General features: G+C 34.5%; 14 protein-coding genes. 8 read left to right on the top strand and 6 right to left on the bottom strand.

The genetic code is table 11. From position 1 onward, the window contains the following. Positions 1 to 3: 3 nt before the first annotated feature. The 3 genes from fusA to rpsL form a co-directional block, all read right to left on the bottom strand. Positions 4 to 2,160: an elongation factor G gene (fusA, locus tag B0A64_RS04575; RefSeq protein ID WP_074659368.1), complete on the bottom strand. Its 2,157-nt coding sequence runs from the start codon at positions 2,158 to 2,160 to the stop codon at positions 4 to 6. 10 nt (positions 2,161 to 2,170) lie between these two features. Next, complete coding sequence (gene rpsG / locus B0A64_RS04570; RefSeq protein WP_007803600.1) at positions 2,171 to 2,647, bottom strand: 30S ribosomal protein S7; 477 nt, start codon at positions 2,645 to 2,647, stop codon at positions 2,171 to 2,173. A 117-nt stretch (positions 2,648 to 2,764) separates the two neighbouring features. Then, positions 2,765 to 3,148, bottom strand: a complete 384-nt coding sequence (gene rpsL, locus B0A64_RS04565) for a 30S ribosomal protein S12 (protein WP_007136570.1) — start codon at positions 3,146 to 3,148, stop codon at positions 2,765 to 2,767. 182 nt (positions 3,149 to 3,330) lie between these two features. On the opposite strand from rpsL, the gene B0A64_RS04560 reads away from it, so the two are divergent. From B0A64_RS04560 to B0A64_RS04530, 7 genes are all read left to right on the top strand, one after another. Further along, entirely contained in the window at positions 3,331 to 5,031 is a 1,701-nt protein-coding gene (locus B0A64_RS04560) for a BamA/TamA family outer membrane protein (RefSeq protein WP_089478540.1), read from the top strand. Between the two features lie 87 nt (positions 5,032 to 5,118). Next, the gene (locus tag B0A64_RS04555; protein ID WP_089478368.1) at positions 5,119 to 8,331 is read left to right on the top strand and encodes a SusC/RagA family TonB-linked outer membrane protein; all 3,213 of its coding nucleotides are present in this window, start codon (positions 5,119 to 5,121) and stop codon (positions 8,329 to 8,331) included. A gap of 10 nt (positions 8,332 to 8,341) precedes the next feature. Further along, positions 8,342 to 9,847 (top strand): SusD/RagB family nutrient-binding outer membrane lipoprotein, encoded by a 1,506-nt coding sequence (locus B0A64_RS04550; protein ID WP_089478367.1) that lies wholly within the window; start codon positions 8,342 to 8,344, stop codon positions 9,845 to 9,847. Positions 9,848 to 10,186: 339 nt separating this feature from the next. Further along, a complete protein-coding gene (locus B0A64_RS04545; RefSeq protein ID WP_165769762.1) occupies positions 10,187 to 13,279 on the top strand; it encodes a SusC/RagA family TonB-linked outer membrane protein in 3,093 nt (1,030 codons plus the stop codon). A 10-nt stretch (positions 13,280 to 13,289) separates the two neighbouring features. After that, complete coding sequence (locus tag B0A64_RS04540) at positions 13,290 to 14,669, top strand: SusD/RagB family nutrient-binding outer membrane lipoprotein (RefSeq protein WP_089478365.1); 1,380 nt, start codon at positions 13,290 to 13,292, stop codon at positions 14,667 to 14,669. A 96-nt stretch (positions 14,670 to 14,765) separates the two neighbouring features. Further along, positions 14,766 to 15,500 carry a 23S rRNA (guanosine(2251)-2'-O)-methyltransferase RlmB gene (gene rlmB / locus B0A64_RS04535; protein ID WP_089478364.1) on the top strand — a complete coding sequence of 245 codons (735 nt, stop codon included), beginning with the start codon at positions 14,766 to 14,768 and terminating at the stop codon, positions 15,498 to 15,500. Between the two features lie 47 nt (positions 15,501 to 15,547). Next, on the top strand, positions 15,548 to 16,351 hold the full coding sequence (locus tag B0A64_RS04530; RefSeq protein WP_089478363.1) for a DUF2490 domain-containing protein: 804 nt from the start codon (positions 15,548 to 15,550) through the stop codon (positions 16,349 to 16,351). An 81-nt stretch (positions 16,352 to 16,432) separates the two neighbouring features. Here the strand turns inward: B0A64_RS04530 and B0A64_RS04525 are convergent, their stop codons facing one another. Next, positions 16,433 to 16,855: a hypothetical protein gene (locus tag B0A64_RS04525; protein ID WP_244285347.1), complete on the bottom strand. Its 423-nt coding sequence runs from the start codon at positions 16,853 to 16,855 to the stop codon at positions 16,433 to 16,435. A 67-nt stretch (positions 16,856 to 16,922) separates the two neighbouring features. Beyond that, positions 16,923 to 17,687 carry a rhomboid family intramembrane serine protease gene (locus B0A64_RS04520; RefSeq protein ID WP_089478362.1) on the bottom strand — a complete coding sequence of 255 codons (765 nt, stop codon included), beginning with the start codon at positions 17,685 to 17,687 and terminating at the stop codon, positions 16,923 to 16,925. A gap of 152 nt (positions 17,688 to 17,839) precedes the next feature. On the opposite strand from B0A64_RS04520, the gene B0A64_RS04515 reads away from it, so the two are divergent. Then, on the top strand, positions 17,840 to 19,117 hold the full coding sequence (locus B0A64_RS04515; RefSeq protein ID WP_089478361.1) for a replication-associated recombination protein A: 1,278 nt from the start codon (positions 17,840 to 17,842) through the stop codon (positions 19,115 to 19,117). A gap of 15 nt (positions 19,118 to 19,132) precedes the next feature. On the opposite strand, the gene B0A64_RS04510 is transcribed toward B0A64_RS04515, so the two are convergent. Then, entirely contained in the window at positions 19,133 to 19,876 is a 744-nt protein-coding gene (locus tag B0A64_RS04510) for a hypothetical protein (protein ID WP_089478360.1), read from the bottom strand. Positions 19,877 to 19,878 lie beyond the last annotated feature (2 nt).

The raw sequence follows: 19,878 nt of genomic DNA, 5'->3' as shown, positions 1-19,878 counted from the left end.
GAATTAAGCGTTACCTTTTGCTTTTTTAATTACAGCTTCTGAAATATTAGAAGGTGTTTCTGCATAGTGAGAAAACTCCATTGTTGAAGTTGCTCTACCAGAAGACAATGTTCTTAATGTTGTTACATATCCAAACATCTCTGATAAAGGCACATCAGCTTTAATAGTTTTAGCACCATTTCTATCACCCATATCATTAACCTGACCTCTACGACGGTTGATATCACCTACGATATCTCCCATGTTTTCTTCAGGAGTAATAACTTCCATTTTCATGATTGGCTCAAGAATAATTGCTCCAGCAGCTTTAGCTACTTCTCTATAACCCATTCTAGCAGCTAATTCAAAAGAAAGAGCATCAGAATCGACAGGGTGGAAAGATCCGTCTGTCAAAGTTACTTTTAAACTATCCACTTGATAACCAGCCAACGGACCAGTTTTCATCGCTTCACGGAAACCTTTTTCTACAGATGGTATATATTCTTTAGGAACGTTACCACCTTTTACTGCATTAATAAATTGCAATCCTACAGGAACTTTACCATCAACTTCATCAGCTGGCTCAAGTGTAAATACGATATCACCGAATTTACCACGACCTCCTGATTGCTTCTTGTAAGTCTCTCTATGTGTTGCAGTTCTTGTAAACGCTTCTTTATATTCAACTTGAGGCTCACCTTGGTTTACTTCAACTTTAAATTCACGTTTCATACGATCTACCAAGATATCTAAGTGAAGCTCACCCATACCAGAGATAATCGTTTGTCCTGAAGCCTCATCTGTTCTAACAGTAAATGTTGGATCTTCTTCAGCTAATTTAGCCAAAGCCATACCCATTTTATCAACATCAGCTTTAGTTTTAGGCTCAATTGCAATACCAATTACCGGTGCAGGGAATTTCATAGACTCAAGAATAATTGGGTGTTTTTCATCACACAATGTATCTCCAGTTTTGATATCTTTAAATCCAACAGCAGCTCCAATATCTCCAGCCTCAATAAATTCGATTGGATTTTGTTTATTAGCGTGCATTTGGTAAATACGAGAAATTCTTTCTTTATTTCCTGAACGTGTGTTCAAAACATAAGAACCAGCATCTAAACGACCAGAGTAAGCACGGAAGAAAGCTAAACGACCTACGAATGGATCAGTAGCAATTTTAAATGCTAAAGCAGCGAACGGCTCTTTTACATCTGGTTTACGTAAGATTTTAGTTTGATCTTCTTCTAATAATTCAGCATCGTCAGGATGAATCCCTTCGATACCTTCCTTATCCATTGGAGAAGGTAAATATTTACAAACCGCATCTAACATGAATTGAACTCCTTTGTTTTTGAAAGAAGAACCAGCGATCATCGGGATGATAGCCATATCCATAGTAGCAGCTCTTAAAGCGTTGTTGATTTCTTCTTCTGTAATAGAGTTTTCATCTTCCATGAATTTCTCTAAAAGATTTTCATCATAATCAGCAACTGCTTCAATAAGAATAGATCTGTATTCTTTAACCTCTGCAATCATATCCTCAGGAATTGGCACAATATCAAAAGTCGCCCCCTGAGTAGCATCATGCCAGATGATAGCTTGGTTTTTTACTAAATCTACAACACCTTTGAAATCATTTTCTTCACCAATTGGCAAAGTGATTGCAACAGCATTTGATTTTAACATATCACGAACTTGTTGACAAACTGCCAAAAAGTTAGATCCTTGACGGTCCATTTTGTTTACGAATCCCATACGTGGAACTCTGTATTGATCTGCAAGTCTCCAGTTAGTTTCTGATTGAGGCTCAACACCATCAACAGCACTAAATAAGAAAACCAAACCATCAAGTACACGTAAAGAACGGTTTACCTCTACAGTAAAATCAACGTGTCCCGGAGTATCAATAATATTAAAGTGGTATGGCAAAGATTCAGGCAAAATTTTACCTTGCTCAGTTGGAAAATTCCACTCACAAGTTGTTGCAGCTGAAGTAATTGTAATACCTCTTTCTTGCTCTTGAGCCATCCAGTCCATTGTTGCAGCACCATCGTGTACTTCACCAATTTTATGTGACTTTCCAGTATAAAAAAGGATACGCTCAGTTGTTGTTGTTTTACCAGCATCAATGTGAGCAGCAATTCCAATATTTCTTGTATATTTTAAATCTCTAGCCATTTCTTACGAATTAAAATCTAAAGTGAGAGAAAGCTTTGTTAGCTTCTGCCATCTTGTGAGTATCCATTCTTTTCTTAACCGCAGCACCTTCTTCTTTAGCAGCAGCTAAACATTCTGACGCTAAACGTTGTGCCATAGATTTTTCATTTCTTCTTCTAGAATAAAGTATCAACCACTTCATTGCCATAGAAATTTTTCTGTCTGGTCTAATTTGCATTGGAATTTGAAATGTAGCTCCACCTACTCTACGACTACGTACTTCTACGTGAGGCATAACGTTTGTTAAAGCATCTTTCCAAATTTCTAATGAAGATTTTTCTGAATCCTGCTTTTTAGACTCAATGATGTCAATTGCATCATAAAATACTTTGAAAGCTGTAGATTTCTTACCATCCCACATTAAGTTGTTCACAAAACGTGTTACCAATTGATCGTTAAATCTTGGATCTGGTAAAAGTGGTCTTTTCTTTGCCGCTCTTTTTCTCATGTCTTTTTTTTAATAAAAAGTTATAGGTTATCCGCTAAATGTTATGCGTTACAGACTTCAACATAAGTTTTAATCTCCAACTCTTAACTCCTAACCTCCAACTCTTAACGTTTTAAATTACTTTTTTGCTTCTTTTGGGCGTTTAGCACCGTACTTAGATCTTCTTTGCGTTCTTCCTGCAACTCCTGACGTGTCAAGCGCTCCACGAACGATATGATATCTAACACCTGGTAAATCTTTTACCCTTCCACCTCTAACTAATACTATCGAGTGCTCTTGTAAATTGTGTCCTTCTCCAGGGATGTAAGCATTCACTTCATTACCATTTGTCAAACGTACACGCGCAACTTTACGCATTGCAGAGTTTGGTTTTTTTGGTGTAGTAGTGTAAACACGCGTACAAACCCCTCTTCTTTGAGGACAAGAATCTAAAGCAACCGATTTACTCTTCTTAGTTATCTGAGTTCTTCCTGTTCTTACTAATTGTTGAATTGTTGGCATAATTAATACTAAAAATTTATTATGTATATTAAATTCCCGCTTTTTACGGGGTTGCAAATGTATAAAATATTTTTCACTATACAAACGTTAATTCATTAATTTTCAATAACATTATTTAAGCTTATGTTTTTACAAACAAACAATTGATATTTGCAATACTTTTAAAAACCAAACAATTAGTTTTGAAACACCTACTATACATATTCATTTTCTCTCTAAGCTTATCGAGCCAAGCCCAAAATTTTTATTTAAAAATAAATGGATCAACCACAACAGAAAGTAAGACAATCGACTCTGTAAATTACACCGTAAAACATCCAAATATTAAATTATTATATGACGAAGTAAAAAATACTTCTCAAAAATTAACCAAAATAGGTTTTTTAGACAATCAAATCACAGAAATAAAGCAAATAAATGACAGCACTTACAGGTCTATAATAGAGCTAAAAACAAGAATAAAAGAGATACATATATATATAGGTGTAAATACTCTTTTTTCGACTTTATCAGAAACAAAAAATGACACTGTAATAATCTCTTATAATGAAGTCGAAAAATTCCTTAATCAAAAAATAATTGATGCCGAAAAAGAAGGTTTTGCGCTTAGCAAAATAAAACTTGAAAATATCAAAAGAAAGAATTTAATAATTTACGCGGATTTAAATTTTAAATCCGAAAAAAAACGCAGTGTAAATTCCATTATTCTAAGTCAAATAAATCCCGAAGAGAACAAATATTTCCCAAAAGGTCATCTAAAACAATTAAACAAAAAATACCTCAATAAAACTTTTAATCAAGAAGTAGTAAAAGAATTGCATGACGACATCAATAGTTATGAATTTGTCACTCAAACAAAATATCCACAAATACTTTTTACAAATGACTCTACAAAAATCTATACTTATATTGAAAAGAGAAAAGCAAATACTTTTGATGGTTATATTGGATTTTCAAATGATGAAAACAAAAAAACTACCTTAAACGGCTATCTTGATATAGCCTTACTAAACACACTTCATGCCGGCGAACAATTTTCATTGTACTGGAAAAGTGATGGCAACAAACAAACAACATTTAATACAAAGCTAGAAATCCCTTATATATTTCAATCCTCATTAGGCCTAAAAGCACAACTAAACATATTTAAGCAAGACAGCACTTTTCAAAATACCAAAACCGCAATTGATTTGGGGTATTATTTAAACTACAACACAAGAATATATTTAGGATATCAATCAACAGAATCAAGTGACATCCAAAACACAAACAACTCAACAATAAGCGATTACAAAAACACCTTTACAACTTCGACTTTCGAATACAAAAAACCTGATTACACAAACAACCTTTTCCCAAAAAAGACATATTTGAACCTTGTAATTGGATATGGAAAAAGAGACACAAATAATAATCCCAATACTGCCGAATCAAGCAAACAATTTTATACTAATCTAAATCTGTCTTATAATTTTGAACTAAACAAAAAGAACTTTATCTACATAAATTCACAAAATTTTTATCTAAAAAGTAAAAACTATATTTCGAATGAATTATTTCGATTTGGAGGCTTAAATTCAATTCGGGGTTTTGCGGAAAACAGCCTTCAAGGCAATAATGTAAATTTAATTTTAACTGAATATCGCTATCTCACCGCTAAAAATTTATACTTGCATACAATAATCGATTACGGCATCTTTCAAGACCAAACCAATTTTAACAATGGTAAAAAAAATAGTAATTTATTTTCTTTAGGTGCAGGATTAGGACTACTTACTGAAAGCGGATTTTTAAAAATAATTATCGCCAATGGCCGCGTAAACAAAGAGGAAATCAAATTTTATAACAGTATTCTTACCATCTGTTATAATGTTAAATTTTAATCTTTCTTCAAAAATCATTAACATAACGTTAGGTTTATTAACAAATTATTATGAATATTGTAGGACTAATTCAAAATAATTAAGAAAATGAAACCAAAGTTCAATGGATTTTTAGTGCTATTATTAGTACTATTCGCGCAGTTAACCTTCGCGCAAGAAAGAGCTGTTTCTGGTACAGTTACCGATGATGCAGGCATGCCACTACCAGGCGTAAGTGTATTAATCAAGGGAACAAAAACCGGAACACAAACAGATTTTGATGGTAAATATTCCATCAAAGCAGCAACAAGCCAAATTTTAGTTTTTAGTTACATTGGGATGAAATCTCAAGAAATTACAGCAAGCTCATCTCAAATTAATACTAAATTATCCGGAGATGCTCAACAACTTGAAGGCGTTGTAGTAACTACCGCCATGGGGATTAAAAGAGAAAAAAAATCTCTAGGATATGCTTCTCAACAAATTGCAGGAAAAGACATTAATGGCGGAGCAGGTAATACTAACGTTGCTAACCTTTTATCCGGTAAAGCTGCCGGTGTCGAAGTTCAAAGAAACAACAATTTTGGAGGCTCTACCAATGTCGTGATAAGAGGAAACAAATCTCTTACAGGAAATAACCAAGCACTATGGGTAATTGACGGGGTGCCTATTGACAACTCGAATTCAAATGCAACTTCTCAACAAGTTGGAGGTGGAGGTTACGATTACGGAAACAATGCATCAGATATCAACCAGGAAGACATCGAAAGCATTAACATCCTTAAAGGAGCAGCTGCAACAGCACTTTACGGTTCAAGAGCCGCAAATGGAGTTGTTATGGTAACAACGAAAAAAGGAAAATCAGACAATAAAATTGGCTTCTCGTTCTCAAGCGGATTTACCAACGGAAGTATTGACAAAAAAACATTTCCTGAATATCAAAACAGATACGGATCAGGATATGGTTTTGGCTCCTCGTTTTTAGGAACCGGAACACCTGACACGGTAGACACATCAAATGACGCATCCGATGGAGACGCATTTGACAACAAACCAGTTTACCAATGGGATGCTTTTACACCATTTTCACCAAATTACGGCAAGGCCACTCCATGGACAGCTGCAAAAAATGGCCCATCAAAATTCTTCAACGACGCTCATACATTTGTTAACAGCATAGCTCTTGAAAAATCTACAGAAAGATCAAGCCTATCTCTTACTTATGTAAACACTAACCAAACCGGTATTTTACCAAATAGTGAGCTAAAGAAAAATCAAATAAGCGCAAGATTTAGCCAAAAAGTAACCGACAAACTTACCGCTAACGCGTACGCTTCGGTTACACTGCAAAGTACTGTGGGTAGAAACTCTACCGGTTACAATGACAATATCATGAGTAACTTCAGACAATGGTGGCAAACAAATACAGATGTTAGAGCTTTAAAAGATGTTTACTTTGCCTCAGGCGGGCAAAACGTAACATGGAACTGGGCAGACCCAACATCTCCAGAAGGTTTAGTACCTGCATATTGGGACAACCCGTATTTCACTCGTTATCAAAATTACTCTTCAGATGACAGAACACGTTTATTCAGTTATGCATCTCTTAATTATGACATTGCTCCATGGTTAAGCGCGTTAGGAAGAGTTTCACTAGACACTTACAAACAACTTCAAGAAGAAAGAAGAGCTATAGGATCTATTGCTTCAGGATTTGGTCTTTCACCAGTTAACGAATCTTCTGGATACCAAAGAAACGATATCAGCTTTCAAGAAATCAACTACGATTTTATGTTGAATTTTAACAAAAAATTCGGAGACAACATCAGCGTAAATGGAGTTCTTGGAACAAACATAAGAAGAAATGACAGAGAAAGTGTACTAGCATCAACTGTTGGCGGACTAGTAGTACCTGGAATATATGCCTTATCGAATTCACGTTTAGATTTACCTTTCCCAAAAGAAGCAAAAATATCTTCAGGTGTTAATGGTATTTACGCTCAAGGATCTATCGGATTTTTAGACACATACTTCATAGACGCTTCTGTAAGAAGAGATGTTTCGTCTACACTACCAGACAACAATAATTCTTATGTTTACCCAGCGGTTTCAGGATCTTTCTTGTTTTCAAATCTTGTAAAAACAAATTGGTTGAGTCTTGGAAAATTCAGAATTAACTATGCTGAAGTTGGAAATGACGCCGATGCCCTACAGCTTAACAACACCTATACGAGAGTTTCAAACTTTCAAGGACAGCCTCTTTATACTAATTCATTATTACTTCCATTCCGCAGCATTAATAAAAACCCAGATCTTAAACCAGAAAGAACAAAATCATTTGAAGCTGGTTTAGAAACAAGTTTATTTGACAGACGTTTAGGATTTGACATCACTTATTACAAAACAAATTCTGTTGATCAAATCGTTTCGGCAGCTGTTTCTTCTGCATCTGGCTACACTAATGGAGTAGTGAACGGAGGTAATATCGAAAACACAGGTTTAGAATTACAATTAAGCGGAACTCCAATTAAAACAAAAGATTTTACTTGGGAAATCATCGTAAACTGGTCGAATAACAAAAGTAAAGTTATCTCTTTACCAAACGGTCTAGACAATCTTCAACTAGGTGCTTTCCAAGGAGGTGTTACAGTAAACGCAGCACCAGGAGAAGCATACGGAGCATTAAAAGGAACAGATTACGTGTATACAAACGGACAGCCAACCATAGATCAGGCTACCGGAAAATACATGATCACTACATCTTCAAACAACACCATAGGAAACACAACTCCAGATTGGATTGGTGGTGTTAGAAATAAATTCAGTTACAAAAACTTAACTTTTGGATTCTTAATTGACACTCAAAAAGGTGGAGATATTTTCTCATTAGATATGTATTATGGTCTTGCATCAGGATTATACAAAGAAACTGCTGTAGGCGATATCAGAGAAAATGGAACTTTAAACCCTGGAGTAGCTCCAAACGGAACCCCAAATACTGTAAAAACAAAAGGAGGATCTATCGCAAATAGCTTAGGATATCAAGCTGCACCAAACAAAGCCTTTATTTACGATGCCTCATTTGTAAAATTAAGAGAAGTATCAATTACATACAACTTTCCAAAAAACATGTTCGACAATACATTCCTAAGCTCTGCATCAGCTAGCCTTGTAGGATCGAATCTATGGATAATCAGTAAAAATCTACCTTACGCAGATCCAGAAAGCGGACTATCTTCAGGAAACAGCTCAAGAGGCTATTCAGTTGGATCATTACCAACAACTAGAGATATTGGATTTAACTTAACATTCAAATTTTAATACTGAAAAAATGAAAAAATTAATATATGCTTTAGGAATTATGATTCTCACAATTTCTTGTGATGATAATAGCCTAACAGACTTAAATGTAGATGTAAAAAACCCTTCTGTAGTACCCGCAAGCACATTATTTACTAATGCAGAAAAAGGCTTAACAGAACAGCTGGTTAACACCAATGTAAATAAAAACATATTTAGATTAGTAAACCAACAATGGACAGAAACTACTTATCTAGATGAATCAACCTACAACTGGGTAACCCGTAAAATTTCAGATAATCACTGGGACAGACTTTATGCCGGAAGTTTAGCAGAGCTTGCACAAGCAAAAGATTTCACAGAAAAAGACGTGATTTTATCAACAGATCCAGAATTTGCACAAAAAACCATTATCAAAAAAAACCAATTGATACTTATTGATATTTTATCTGTATACACGTATCAAATATTAGTAGATACATATGGTGACGTACCTTATTCTGAAGCCCTGAAAGGATCCGGAAATTATCTTCCGAAATATGATAAGGCAGTAGATATCTATAAAGACCTTATAGTTCGTTTAAACAATGATATCGCTACTATTGATCTTTCACAATCTGCATTTGGAACTGCTGAAGTAATTTATAACGATGACTTGAGTGCTTGGGTAAAATTCGCTAATAGTATCAAACTAAAATTAGGAATAAACCTTAAAGCATCAGGTTTGGAAGCTGCAATTGCAGATGCAACAATTATATCAGGAGCAGCAGGCGGATTTACTTCTAATGCTGATAGTGCCAAACTACCTTATATGTTAAATCTCCCTAATACTAATCCACTTTATGTCGATATGGTATTCTCAGGTAGAAACGACTTTGTGGTTGCAAAACCATTTGTTGACGCTTTGGTAACATTAAATGACCCTAGAAAAACCCCTTATTTTAAACCAACCTATAAAGATACTGATCCTGCAACTGACGAATTAGTAACAATTACAGGTTACAGAGGAGGTATCGTTGGATCAAAAAATAGCCAATCCAGATATACACATGTAAGCAGCAAAATTAAGGCTCCTGATTTTAGCGGTACTTTATTAGATTATGCCGAAGTTGAATTTTTATTAGCAGAAGCAGCCGGAAGAGGCGTAGCTGTAAGCGGGACTATAGATTCTCATTACGAAGCAGCTATTAGAGCATCTATGAAAGATTGGGGAGTATCTACAGCAGATGCAGACGCTTATTTATTGCAACCTGCAGTAGCTTACGCAACAGCAACAGGAACATGGCAACAAAAAGTTGGAGAACAAGCGTGGTATGCATTATTCAACAGAGGATTTGAAGGATGGACTTCTACAAGAAGACTAAACTTTCCTGCTCTTATACCACCAGCAAATGCAGATGCTGCTGCCGGAGGTCAAGTACCTTCAAGAATGGCATATCCAATTAGAGAGCAAACATTAAATGCTACTAATTATAATGCTGCTTCAACTTCAATTGGAGGAGATAAATTAAGCACAAAAATATTCTGGGATAAATAAAAAGATAACCCTAAGATAATTTAAATTAAAAACCACCTTTTAAAAAAGGTGGTTTTTTTTTGCAAAAGTTATAAAAAAAAGAATTCCAACCCTAATTTTCTTAAATTTAACATTTCAGTCATTAACAATATTTTTCATTATTATCATATTTCAATCAAAAAATTACGAATTTAGAATTAACATATCTTTTTTAACTATAAAAAAACAATATCTCGTAGTAAAATCATAATTTAACTAAAAAAAAAGCTTTTTATATTAGGTAGATTAACAAATTATTAAGATTTTTGTGAGACTAATTCAAAATATTTAAAAATGAAACTAAAGTTCAATGGATTCTTAGTGCTTTTATTAGTACTAGTTGCGCAACTTACTTTCGCGCAAGAAAGAGCTGTTTCAGGAACTGTTACCGACAATGCAGGCATACCTTTACCAGGTGTGAGTGTATTAATTAAAGGAACAAAAACTGGAACGCAAACAGACTTTGATGGTAAATTCTCTATCAAAGCATCTTCAAGCCAAATTTTGGCATTTAGCTACATTGGAATGAAAGCCCAAGAAGTAGCAGCAAGTTCTACAACGATTAATGTTAAATTAAAAGATGATTCAGTAGAGCTAGAAGGTGTAGTTGTTACAACAGCATTAGGTATTAAGAGAGAAAAAAAATCTCTTGGTTATGGTGTTTCTACTGTATCAGGAACAGATTTAATGAGATCTGGAGAATCAAATGTTATTCAGGGTCTAGCCGGAAAAACATCTGGCGTACAGATTACTGGATCTGGCGGAGTTCCTGGGGCTTCCAGTAAAATTGTAATTAGAGGACAAAAATCAATTTCAGGATCTACTGATCCTTTAATAATTGTTGATGGCGTACCCTTTAACAATGATACACAAGCAAATTCTACAGGCGACAGCCCATTCAACACCAATCTATCAGGAACTAACCTATCAAATAGAGCACTGGATATTAATCCAAACGATATAGAAAGCGTTACCGTATTGAAAGGTGGAGCAGCTGCAGCACTATATGGCGAACGCGCAGGAAATGGTGTAATCATATACACAACAAAAAAAGGAAAATCAAGAAGAGGTATTGGTGTAGACTTGTCATTCAACACTACAGTAACTACCGTTAACAAATTACCTAAATTACAATCAAAATATGCTGCGGGTGATTCTGGAACATATATAGCGCCTGCTCAATCAGGACCAGATGGTCTGTATGGAACAGGTGACGCAGGAGAAAGTAATGGAACTCAAAAAAGTTGGGGACCACTAATCAGCAGTGTTCCTGGAGCAAAATTTTATGACAATCCAAACAACTTCTTCCAAACAGGGGTTGGAACTGACACAAACTTAGCATTTTATGGTGGCGATGATAAAGGAACATTTAGAACTTCTTTTGGATACACAAAGCAAGACGGAATGATTCCTAGTACTGGATTAACGAGAACAAATATTTTAATCAGTGGAGAACGCAAGCTAACTGATAAATTTAAAGTAGTAGGAAGTTCTGCTTTTGTTAGAACAGCAACTACTATGGTTCAAAATGGGAGTACCCTTGGAGGTGTAATGCTAGGTCTATACCGAACACCAACAACTTACGACCTAAGAGACTATAAAAACGAACTTGGTTTTCAAAATACTTATTTTTCAGCATATGATAACCCATTTTATACTGCAAATGAAAACCCATATGTAAGTCAGGTAAATAGAACCTATGGAAATTTAGGCGTTGTATACAATCAATCTAAAAGCTTAAATGTAACTTTAAGAGGAGGATGGGACTCTGCTAATGATGCGAGAAAACAAGTATATGCAATATCATCTTTTGGTAACAGCTCAAATGATGGTACTGGACAAATAAATATAGAAAACATTAACACTCAAATTTTTAATGGTGATTTAATTTTTAATGGTTTAGTTAACTTAACTGATCATATAGACTTAAATTATACTGCTGGAGGAAATTTAAGATCAGATTTTTTTACAGATCAATTTAGCAGAGGTGATAAACTTGCAATACCAAACTTTTATAATTTAAGTAATGCAAGCAACTTCAGAACTTCTAATTATGATCAAAAAATTATGGGAAGATCTGCATACGCACAAGCCGACTTTTCTCTATACGAGCAAGTATATATAACTGGAAGTATAAGAAATGACTGGAATTCATCATATGGCGACAAAAAAAGCTTTAGTTATCCAGCTGGCTCAGTAGCTTGGTTGTTCAGCAAGCCACTGGATCAAAGTTGGTTAAATTTAGGAAAAATACGTTTTGGATATGCTGATGTTGGTATCGCACCACAAGCTTATTTAACTCAAACTTATTATGCTAAATTAACAGAAACAGATGGATATACAGACGGCAACACAGTACCATACAATGGTCAAAATGGTTTTGGATACGCATCAACACTTGGACAATCTAATTTAAAACCAGAACGCGTAGGTAGTACTGAAATTGGATTAGAACTAAAGGTACTTGACAGATTAGGATTAAATGTCAATGTATATCAAGCAAAATCAAAAGATTTATTGATTAGATTCCCAATTGCACCTTCATCTGGATTTTCATCTCAATATGGAAACTATGCTTCGATGGAAAACAAAGGTATTGAAGTAGAAATCAACTATGAAGTTATTAAAGGAAATGATTTCACATGGGATTTCGCAGTAAATTGGTCTAAAAATAAAAACAAAGTTACAAGCTTAGCAAATGGCGTTAGTCAATATGAACCAGAGGCCGGATTTGGTAATCCAGCTTATGTTGCGATTGTTGGAAAACCACTAGGAATATTGTATGGTACAGATTTTTTAAGAGACACAAATGGTAATGTAATAGTTACTGCTGCCGGATTACCACAAGCAGATCCTCAGCAAAAAATTCTTGGAGATACAAACCCTGATTGGCTTGGAGGTTTAAGAAACACATTTACATACAAAGGAATTACCCTTTCAGCTTTACTAGATTTCAGACATGGTGGTGATGTTTGGGATGGTACAAGAGGAAGAATCCAAAGATATGGACTTTCTGAAGAGTCAGCAGAAAACGACAGAGGGAATTACATAATTCCTGGAGTTCATACAGATGGCTCTGCAAATACAACACCTATAAGTGCACAGAAATATTTTGAACAATATAAAGGAGATGTACTACAAGTACAATCACAAAATATTGAAAACGTGAATTGGGTTCGTTTAAGAGATGTATCGATATCTTATCGTTTTAATGATATACAAAAAGCAGGATTAAGTTTTGTCCAAAATTTAGAAATTACTTTATCAGGCAGAAACTTATGGTTAGACACTAACTATAAAGGAGTAGATCCAGAAACAAGCTTAACTGGAGCAGGATCACACATACAAGGTTTTGATTATTTCAACAACCCTGGATCAAAATCAGTTTCATTAGCATTAAAATTAGGACTCTAAAAAAGAAAAAATGAAAAAAATAATATTAATATTAACAGTATTAACTGTCTTTTCATGTCAGAATGAAATAGACACGTTTAATGAGAATCCAAACAATCCTACAGAGGTAACTCCTGCTTTATTGTTAACACAAACAGAAGTAGCAACTTTTAATATACACTCTGGGGATCTTTCTAGGATAACTTCATTACTAACACAACAGATAGCAGGAAACGATGGTCAATATTTAGCCTACGCTACATATACATTTTCTGAGACAGACATGGATAATTCATGGAGTACTCTATATCAAAACGCAGGCCTTACTGCAAGTGACAACATTAAAAAAAATGGTGCCGACAATCCTTACTATTCAGGAATGTCAAAAATACTATTAGCTCTCAACGTTTCAAAGGCGACAGATTTATGGAATGATGTACCTTTAAGTAAAGCCTTTCAAGGTCTTACTGGTATTATTCAACCTGCTTATGACAAACAACAAGATGTCTACACTCAATTGCAACAATTATTAGATGATGCAATAGTAGACCTTGCAAAACCAGCATCGGCAAACAAAAAAATTCCAGCTTCTGATGACTTGATTTATGGTGGTGATGTATCTCTATGGACAAAAGCAGCATACACTTTAAAAGCAAGATTTGCACTTAGATTAACCAATCGTGACGGAGCAACAGTTGCTGCCAATAAAGCTATTACTTACTTAGCAAAAGGAATGAAAGCAAATTCAGATGATATGAATGCTGTATTTTCTGCTGATGCTAGTTCAAGTTGGAATCAATGGTATGCATTTGCAAGTGCAAGGCCAAATTACATCAAAATGGGTAAATATTTTGTAGATTATTTGGTATCAACAAGTGATCCTAGATTACCTCGCTTTGTTGCTAAAGATGCCGACGGCAACTTCACAGGTCTTGCAACAAACCAAGAAAACAATGATGCTTCAGATTTAGGACCAGCTATTGTTGGAAGCTCTAGTGATGGAACTTCACCTTCAAAACCTTTAGGAATGGTAACTTTTGCTGAAGCAAAATTCATTGAAGCAGAAGCAAAATTACTTACTGGGGACGCAAGTGCACAACAATCCTTTAAAGATGCTGTATCAGCCTCTTTACTTAACTATGTTGGATCAGTAGACAATACATTTGTAAACACAGTAACAACTACTGTTTCTGTAAAAAGTATAATTGAGCAAAAATATATTGCTTTATTTACAAATCCAGAAGTTTACAATGATTACAGAAGAACTGGTTTTCCTGTTTTGATAGCAAATCCAGATGTAGCTCCGTCACAAATACCTCAAAGACTACCTACACCTTCTAATGAAAGATTATATAATCCAAATGCAACAGTAGTTACAAATACTACTTCAAAAGTTTGGTGGGCACTATAAAGAAAAAAGAAGCACATTAAGTTTTAAATACACTAAACCACTCTGTTCATTCAGAGTGGTTTTTTTTTATATAAACATTATACCTATATTTGCCTCATGGAAAAAGAACATCAAATATTTGGAATTAGAGCCATTATAGAAGCAATTCAAGCAGGAAAGGAAGTTGATAAAGTATTTATACAAAAGGAAATTTCTGGCGAATTAATGAAAGACTTAATGAAGGTAATGAAACGTGCCAACATTAATTTTTCTTACGTACCTGTAGAAAAACTAAATAGATTAACCCCAAACAATCACCAGGGAGCAGTTGCAACAATCTCTCCTATTGGATTTATAGAACTAGAGCATTTAGTTGAGTCAACAATTGCATCCGGATCAAAACCATTATTTTTAATATTAGATCAGATTTCTGATGCCAGAAATTTTGGAGCTATTATCAGAACAGCAGAATGTACCGGTGTAAACGGAATCATTGTGCAAAAAGCAGGTTCTGCACCAGTAAATGGAGATACAGTAAAAACATCTGCCGGAGCTGTATTCAATGTCCCTATTTGTAAAGTCGAACACATTAAAGATGCTATTTTTTACCTTCAGGGGTCTGGTATAAAAACAGTTGCAGCAACAGAAAAAACAGATCAAAATATTTATGATGTAGCACTAAACGAACCTGTCGCTATTATAATGGGATCTGAGGATAGAGGAATAAATCCTTCTGTACTTAAAATAGTTGATGAAAAAGCAAAACTACCAATGTTTGGATCAATAGGATCACTAAACGTATCTGTAGCTTGTGGAGCATTTCTATACGAAGCTGTACGTCAAAGAAGTTAAATAGTATTAAGAATTGAGAATTAAGATGACAAATAAAGCTATCCTGAATGTCTTCAAAATATACTCATAAAATATTCTTTTATAAAGCCTGTTGCTTGTTTGTTATTTTAACAATTACAAATTTAAGCTACGGGCAAACTACTACATACGGACAAGCCTGGAATGAAATTCAATTTAGCAGAACCATAAACGAAAAATGGTCAACTGAATTGGATCTCGCTTCCTCTTTTAGCAGCACAGCAACTTCTTCGAATATATTTCAACAAAATATTCAAAAATCATTTCGGGGATGGGGACATTACTATTTGTCTCCAAGATGGAAACTCTCCAGTTCTATCGCCTATTATGATAATAAAGATGTACCCGAAATTGGTCAGTTCAAATCGCCTGAATGGAGATTTTCGCTACAAGGAATATATTATTTTCATAAAATAGGATATACTTTAAGTACCAGAATGAGACTGGAACTCCGGCACATGAAAAACGGAGAGGATGATTATGAAAATGTTCTTCGGTATCGTCAGCAAATAAAATTTATAAAGCCTATAAATAGTAAAGTACTTCGGGAAGACGTGTTTTATGTCGTCGCATCAGATGAATTATTTTTTAAATCCGGAACAAAAGTAACAGGTCTTAGTTTTTTTGACCGAAACAGGTTTAACGCAGGAGCCGGATACTTATTTACAGATGATATTCAGGCTGAAATTACGTATGCCAATGAATTCCTTCCCAGAGATGAAGGAAATCAAGTTGTAAATGCCGCAGCGATTACGATTACATTCAACAATCTGTTTAAAAACCTTGAAAAAAAACTATCTCATAATAGTAAAAAACTAAAAACTGAAGATTAGTTGTTCTCTTTTTTTAAAAAACAATTCAACTGTTCCATTATAGCATCTTTATGCAGCTTAAAAGTATAATCGCGAACAAACTCACTTTCCCTGCATATTTATTTCGGCTACTGTTGCTTCAAATTTAGAAAAATCATCAATATCTTTTTCATCCATTAAATACAAAACTTCCATGATCGAATCATTATGTCTGTATTGGGTATCGTAATGAGCCAACTTATATTGTTTACTGTTTGCCAAATGAATAATTAAATCATCTTTGATCTTTTTACCTTCTTTTTTAGCTGGAAATGGCGTTGGCTGTAAGGCAATAAAATAATGCTCCTTGTCTGTTACGATATTAATTTTTAATGATTTTGATTTTGTAACATAAAAATCGGCAGGATCAAAATAATACATCATCGTACCATCTGCAAGAACTCTGTTCTTTATCTTGCATTGCGCTCTTAGTACTGAACTTAATAAGACTAATAAAACGACAAGCACAAAGTATATCTTTCTCATAACCTATTACATTAAAATTAGAGTACTAACAAAAATACGATTTTAAATCAATGCAAATAGCACTGCTTTATATTTTACTCTCTGATTCTGATCTTGTTACAGTATAAGAAACTAAAAAGTTTGAATTATAATAATTAGAAAACACTTCCGGATCCTCTTCAGGAACTTCCGTATTTACAAAATTTCCATTTTCGTCAAAATGTTTCATAAAGGCATCATCTTCCGGATTAAAATCGGGCTTCTGCCAATCGTACACAATAGGTTTTGCATATTCTGGTGTTTTATAAAATAAAGACATTGTAAATCCTGTTATAAAGCCAGCAAGATGTCCTTCCCACGAAATGGTTTTATCTACATCCGGAAACACATACCAGATCATTCCGCCATACAGCAAAATTACCGATAAAGAAAGTGCCACTAAGCGATAATACCTGGTTTGAATGCCCTTAAAGAAAATAAAACTTACCAAAACATAAATAAGTCCACTAGCACCAATATGATAATTTTCACGACCAATAACCCAGGTTATCAGACCTGAAAATAAAATTCCGAAACTAATTACAGCGAATGAATATTTAGGATAAAAAAACTGCAAAGCTGCTAACAATACCAAAAGCGGAATGGAGTTATTGTACAAATGATCTAAGTTTTCATGAATGAAAGGACTAAACAAAACACCTTGTAAACCAGAAAGATCGCGAGGATATATACTGTGTTGGTAAAAATCAAAATCGAATCGAATTTGGACCCAATAGACAATCCACAAAAAAAGAACAAAAAAAACCGGAAGACCTACAACGGCTGTCGAAAATTTAAAGTGGTTATCATTCATCGTTTTTGTAAATAAAGTTATGGAGACAATATCAAAAAACTATCCAATTAAAATTTACTGATAATTTGTCAGCTAAAGCGTTTATATCCTTTGTTATGATTTGTAACCCTTTAAATCCATAAAATTAAAATTGAAAATAGTAATTTTACAAAATGGAAGCACCTTTAGCCGAGCGTATTCGCCCACAACAATTAGAAGATTATATCAGTCAGAGCCATTTGGTTGGTCCCAATGGTTCGTTGACACAACAAATTTCGAAAGGAATTATTCCTTCGCTGATATTCTGGGGACCTCCGGGAACAGGAAAAACAACTCTGGCACAAATTATTGCTCAGGAATCAAAACGCCCTTTTTATATCTTGAGTGCCATAAATTCAGGTGTAAAAGACATTCGTGATGTAATTGAAAAAGCAAAACAAAGTGGTGGCTTATTTACGGCTAAAAATCCTATTTTATTTATTGATGAGATTCACCGTTTCAGTAAATCGCAACAAGATTCGCTGTTGGCAGCAGTCGAGAAAGGCTGGATTACACTTATTGGTGCTACAACCGAAAATCCGAGCTTTGAAGTAATTCCTGCATTATTGTCACGTTGCCAGGTTTATATTCTAAATGCTTTTACAAAAGCAGATCTGGAAGCTTTGTTACATCGTGCCATGAAAACAGATACTTATTTAGCATCAAAAACCATTATGCTAAAAGAAACGGAAGCATTACTACGACTTTCCGGTGGAGACGGTCGAAAACTATTGAACATTTTTGAACTTGTTGTTAATGCTTCGTCAGGCGATGAAATAATTATAACTAATGATCGTGTTTTTGCATTGGTTCAGCAAAATACTGTTTTGTATGACAAAAGTGGCGAACAACATTATGATATTGTATCGGCATTTATAAAATCTATTCGTGGCAGTGATCCAAACGGCGCCGTTTATTGGCTGGCAAGAATGATCGAAGGTGGTGAAGATGTAAAATTTATTGCCCGAAGGATGCTTATTTTATCCAGCGAAGATATCGGAAACGCAAATCCTACAGCTTTTATAATGGCAAATAACACGTTTCAGGCGGTAACTACTATTGGATATCCTGAAAGTCGAATTATACTTAGTCAATGCGCCATCTATCTGGCAACTTCGCCTAAAAGTAACGCGTCTTATATGGCCATTGGAAACGCGCAACAATTAGTAAAACAAATGGGAGATTTACCGGTTCCCATTCATTTAAGAAATGCACCAACCAAGCTTATGAAAGAACTGGGCTACGGCGATGATTATAAATATTCGCACGATTATGCTAATAATTTTGCAGAGCAGGAGTTTTTGCCGGATGCCATAAAAGAAACGGTTCTTTATAATCCGGGTAGCAATTCCCGAGAGAACAGCAACCGCGAATTTTTAAAGAACCGTTGGAAAGATAAATATGGTTATTAAAACCGTATTTTATATTTAGAACTTTACTGAAACTTTTTCAGAAACTAATTGGTCATTATTATAGTATTCAAAAAACCATTGATTGTCTTTTGCATTCAATGATCCCTGAACTCCATCTTTTATAGCTATAAAAGAATCCGGACGAGATGTTTTTAGCAACTTCATAACCACCTTTGGCGTTTTATCAATTAATTGATATCCATTTTCTGTTGGTTGAGCATATAATAAATTAGGGTCTTGCATGTCTGCAACCGGAGCCGAGACAGCAGTTGTAGCTGCAACTACTGATGTTGCAGGAATCGAGTTTGTTACGGCTCTTGTAGAAGCAACACTTTTGCCATTGTATTTATAACGTAAAGTATTTACAGAAACAAATGCAAGATCAAGACATTCTCTATAAGCAGCTTCATAATCTTTTTCTTTGCTTTTACCTGTTTCTGATGTGTAGATTGCTTTACCATAACAATCTTTAAATTCTATGTAAAGTTTAGTAATCAAAAAACCATTGTCTTTTTTTACATCAATATACAAAAGATCACAGCGATCACCAAAACCTGCAGGAAGTTCTTCGTTACCATAAAAAGCCTGAAAACCGGCTTTATTTAAATTTGCCTTGGTCATTGTAGACATTCTATATTGATTTTCTGATTTTAGAAAATCATATTTTAACGGTACAATAACTGCTTTGTAATCATTAACAGTTTGCGAAAATCCGATAACTGAAATAAGAAGTGCAACCAACAAAAATTTAATTCTCATAA

The sequence above is a fragment of the Flavobacterium araucananum genome (assembly GCF_002222055.1).
GTDB classification, from domain to species: Bacteria; Bacteroidota; Bacteroidia; order Flavobacteriales; family Flavobacteriaceae; genus Flavobacterium; species Flavobacterium araucananum.
Note: the sequence above shows the minus strand (reverse complement) of the source record. Positions and strands in the feature narration are given on the sequence as shown.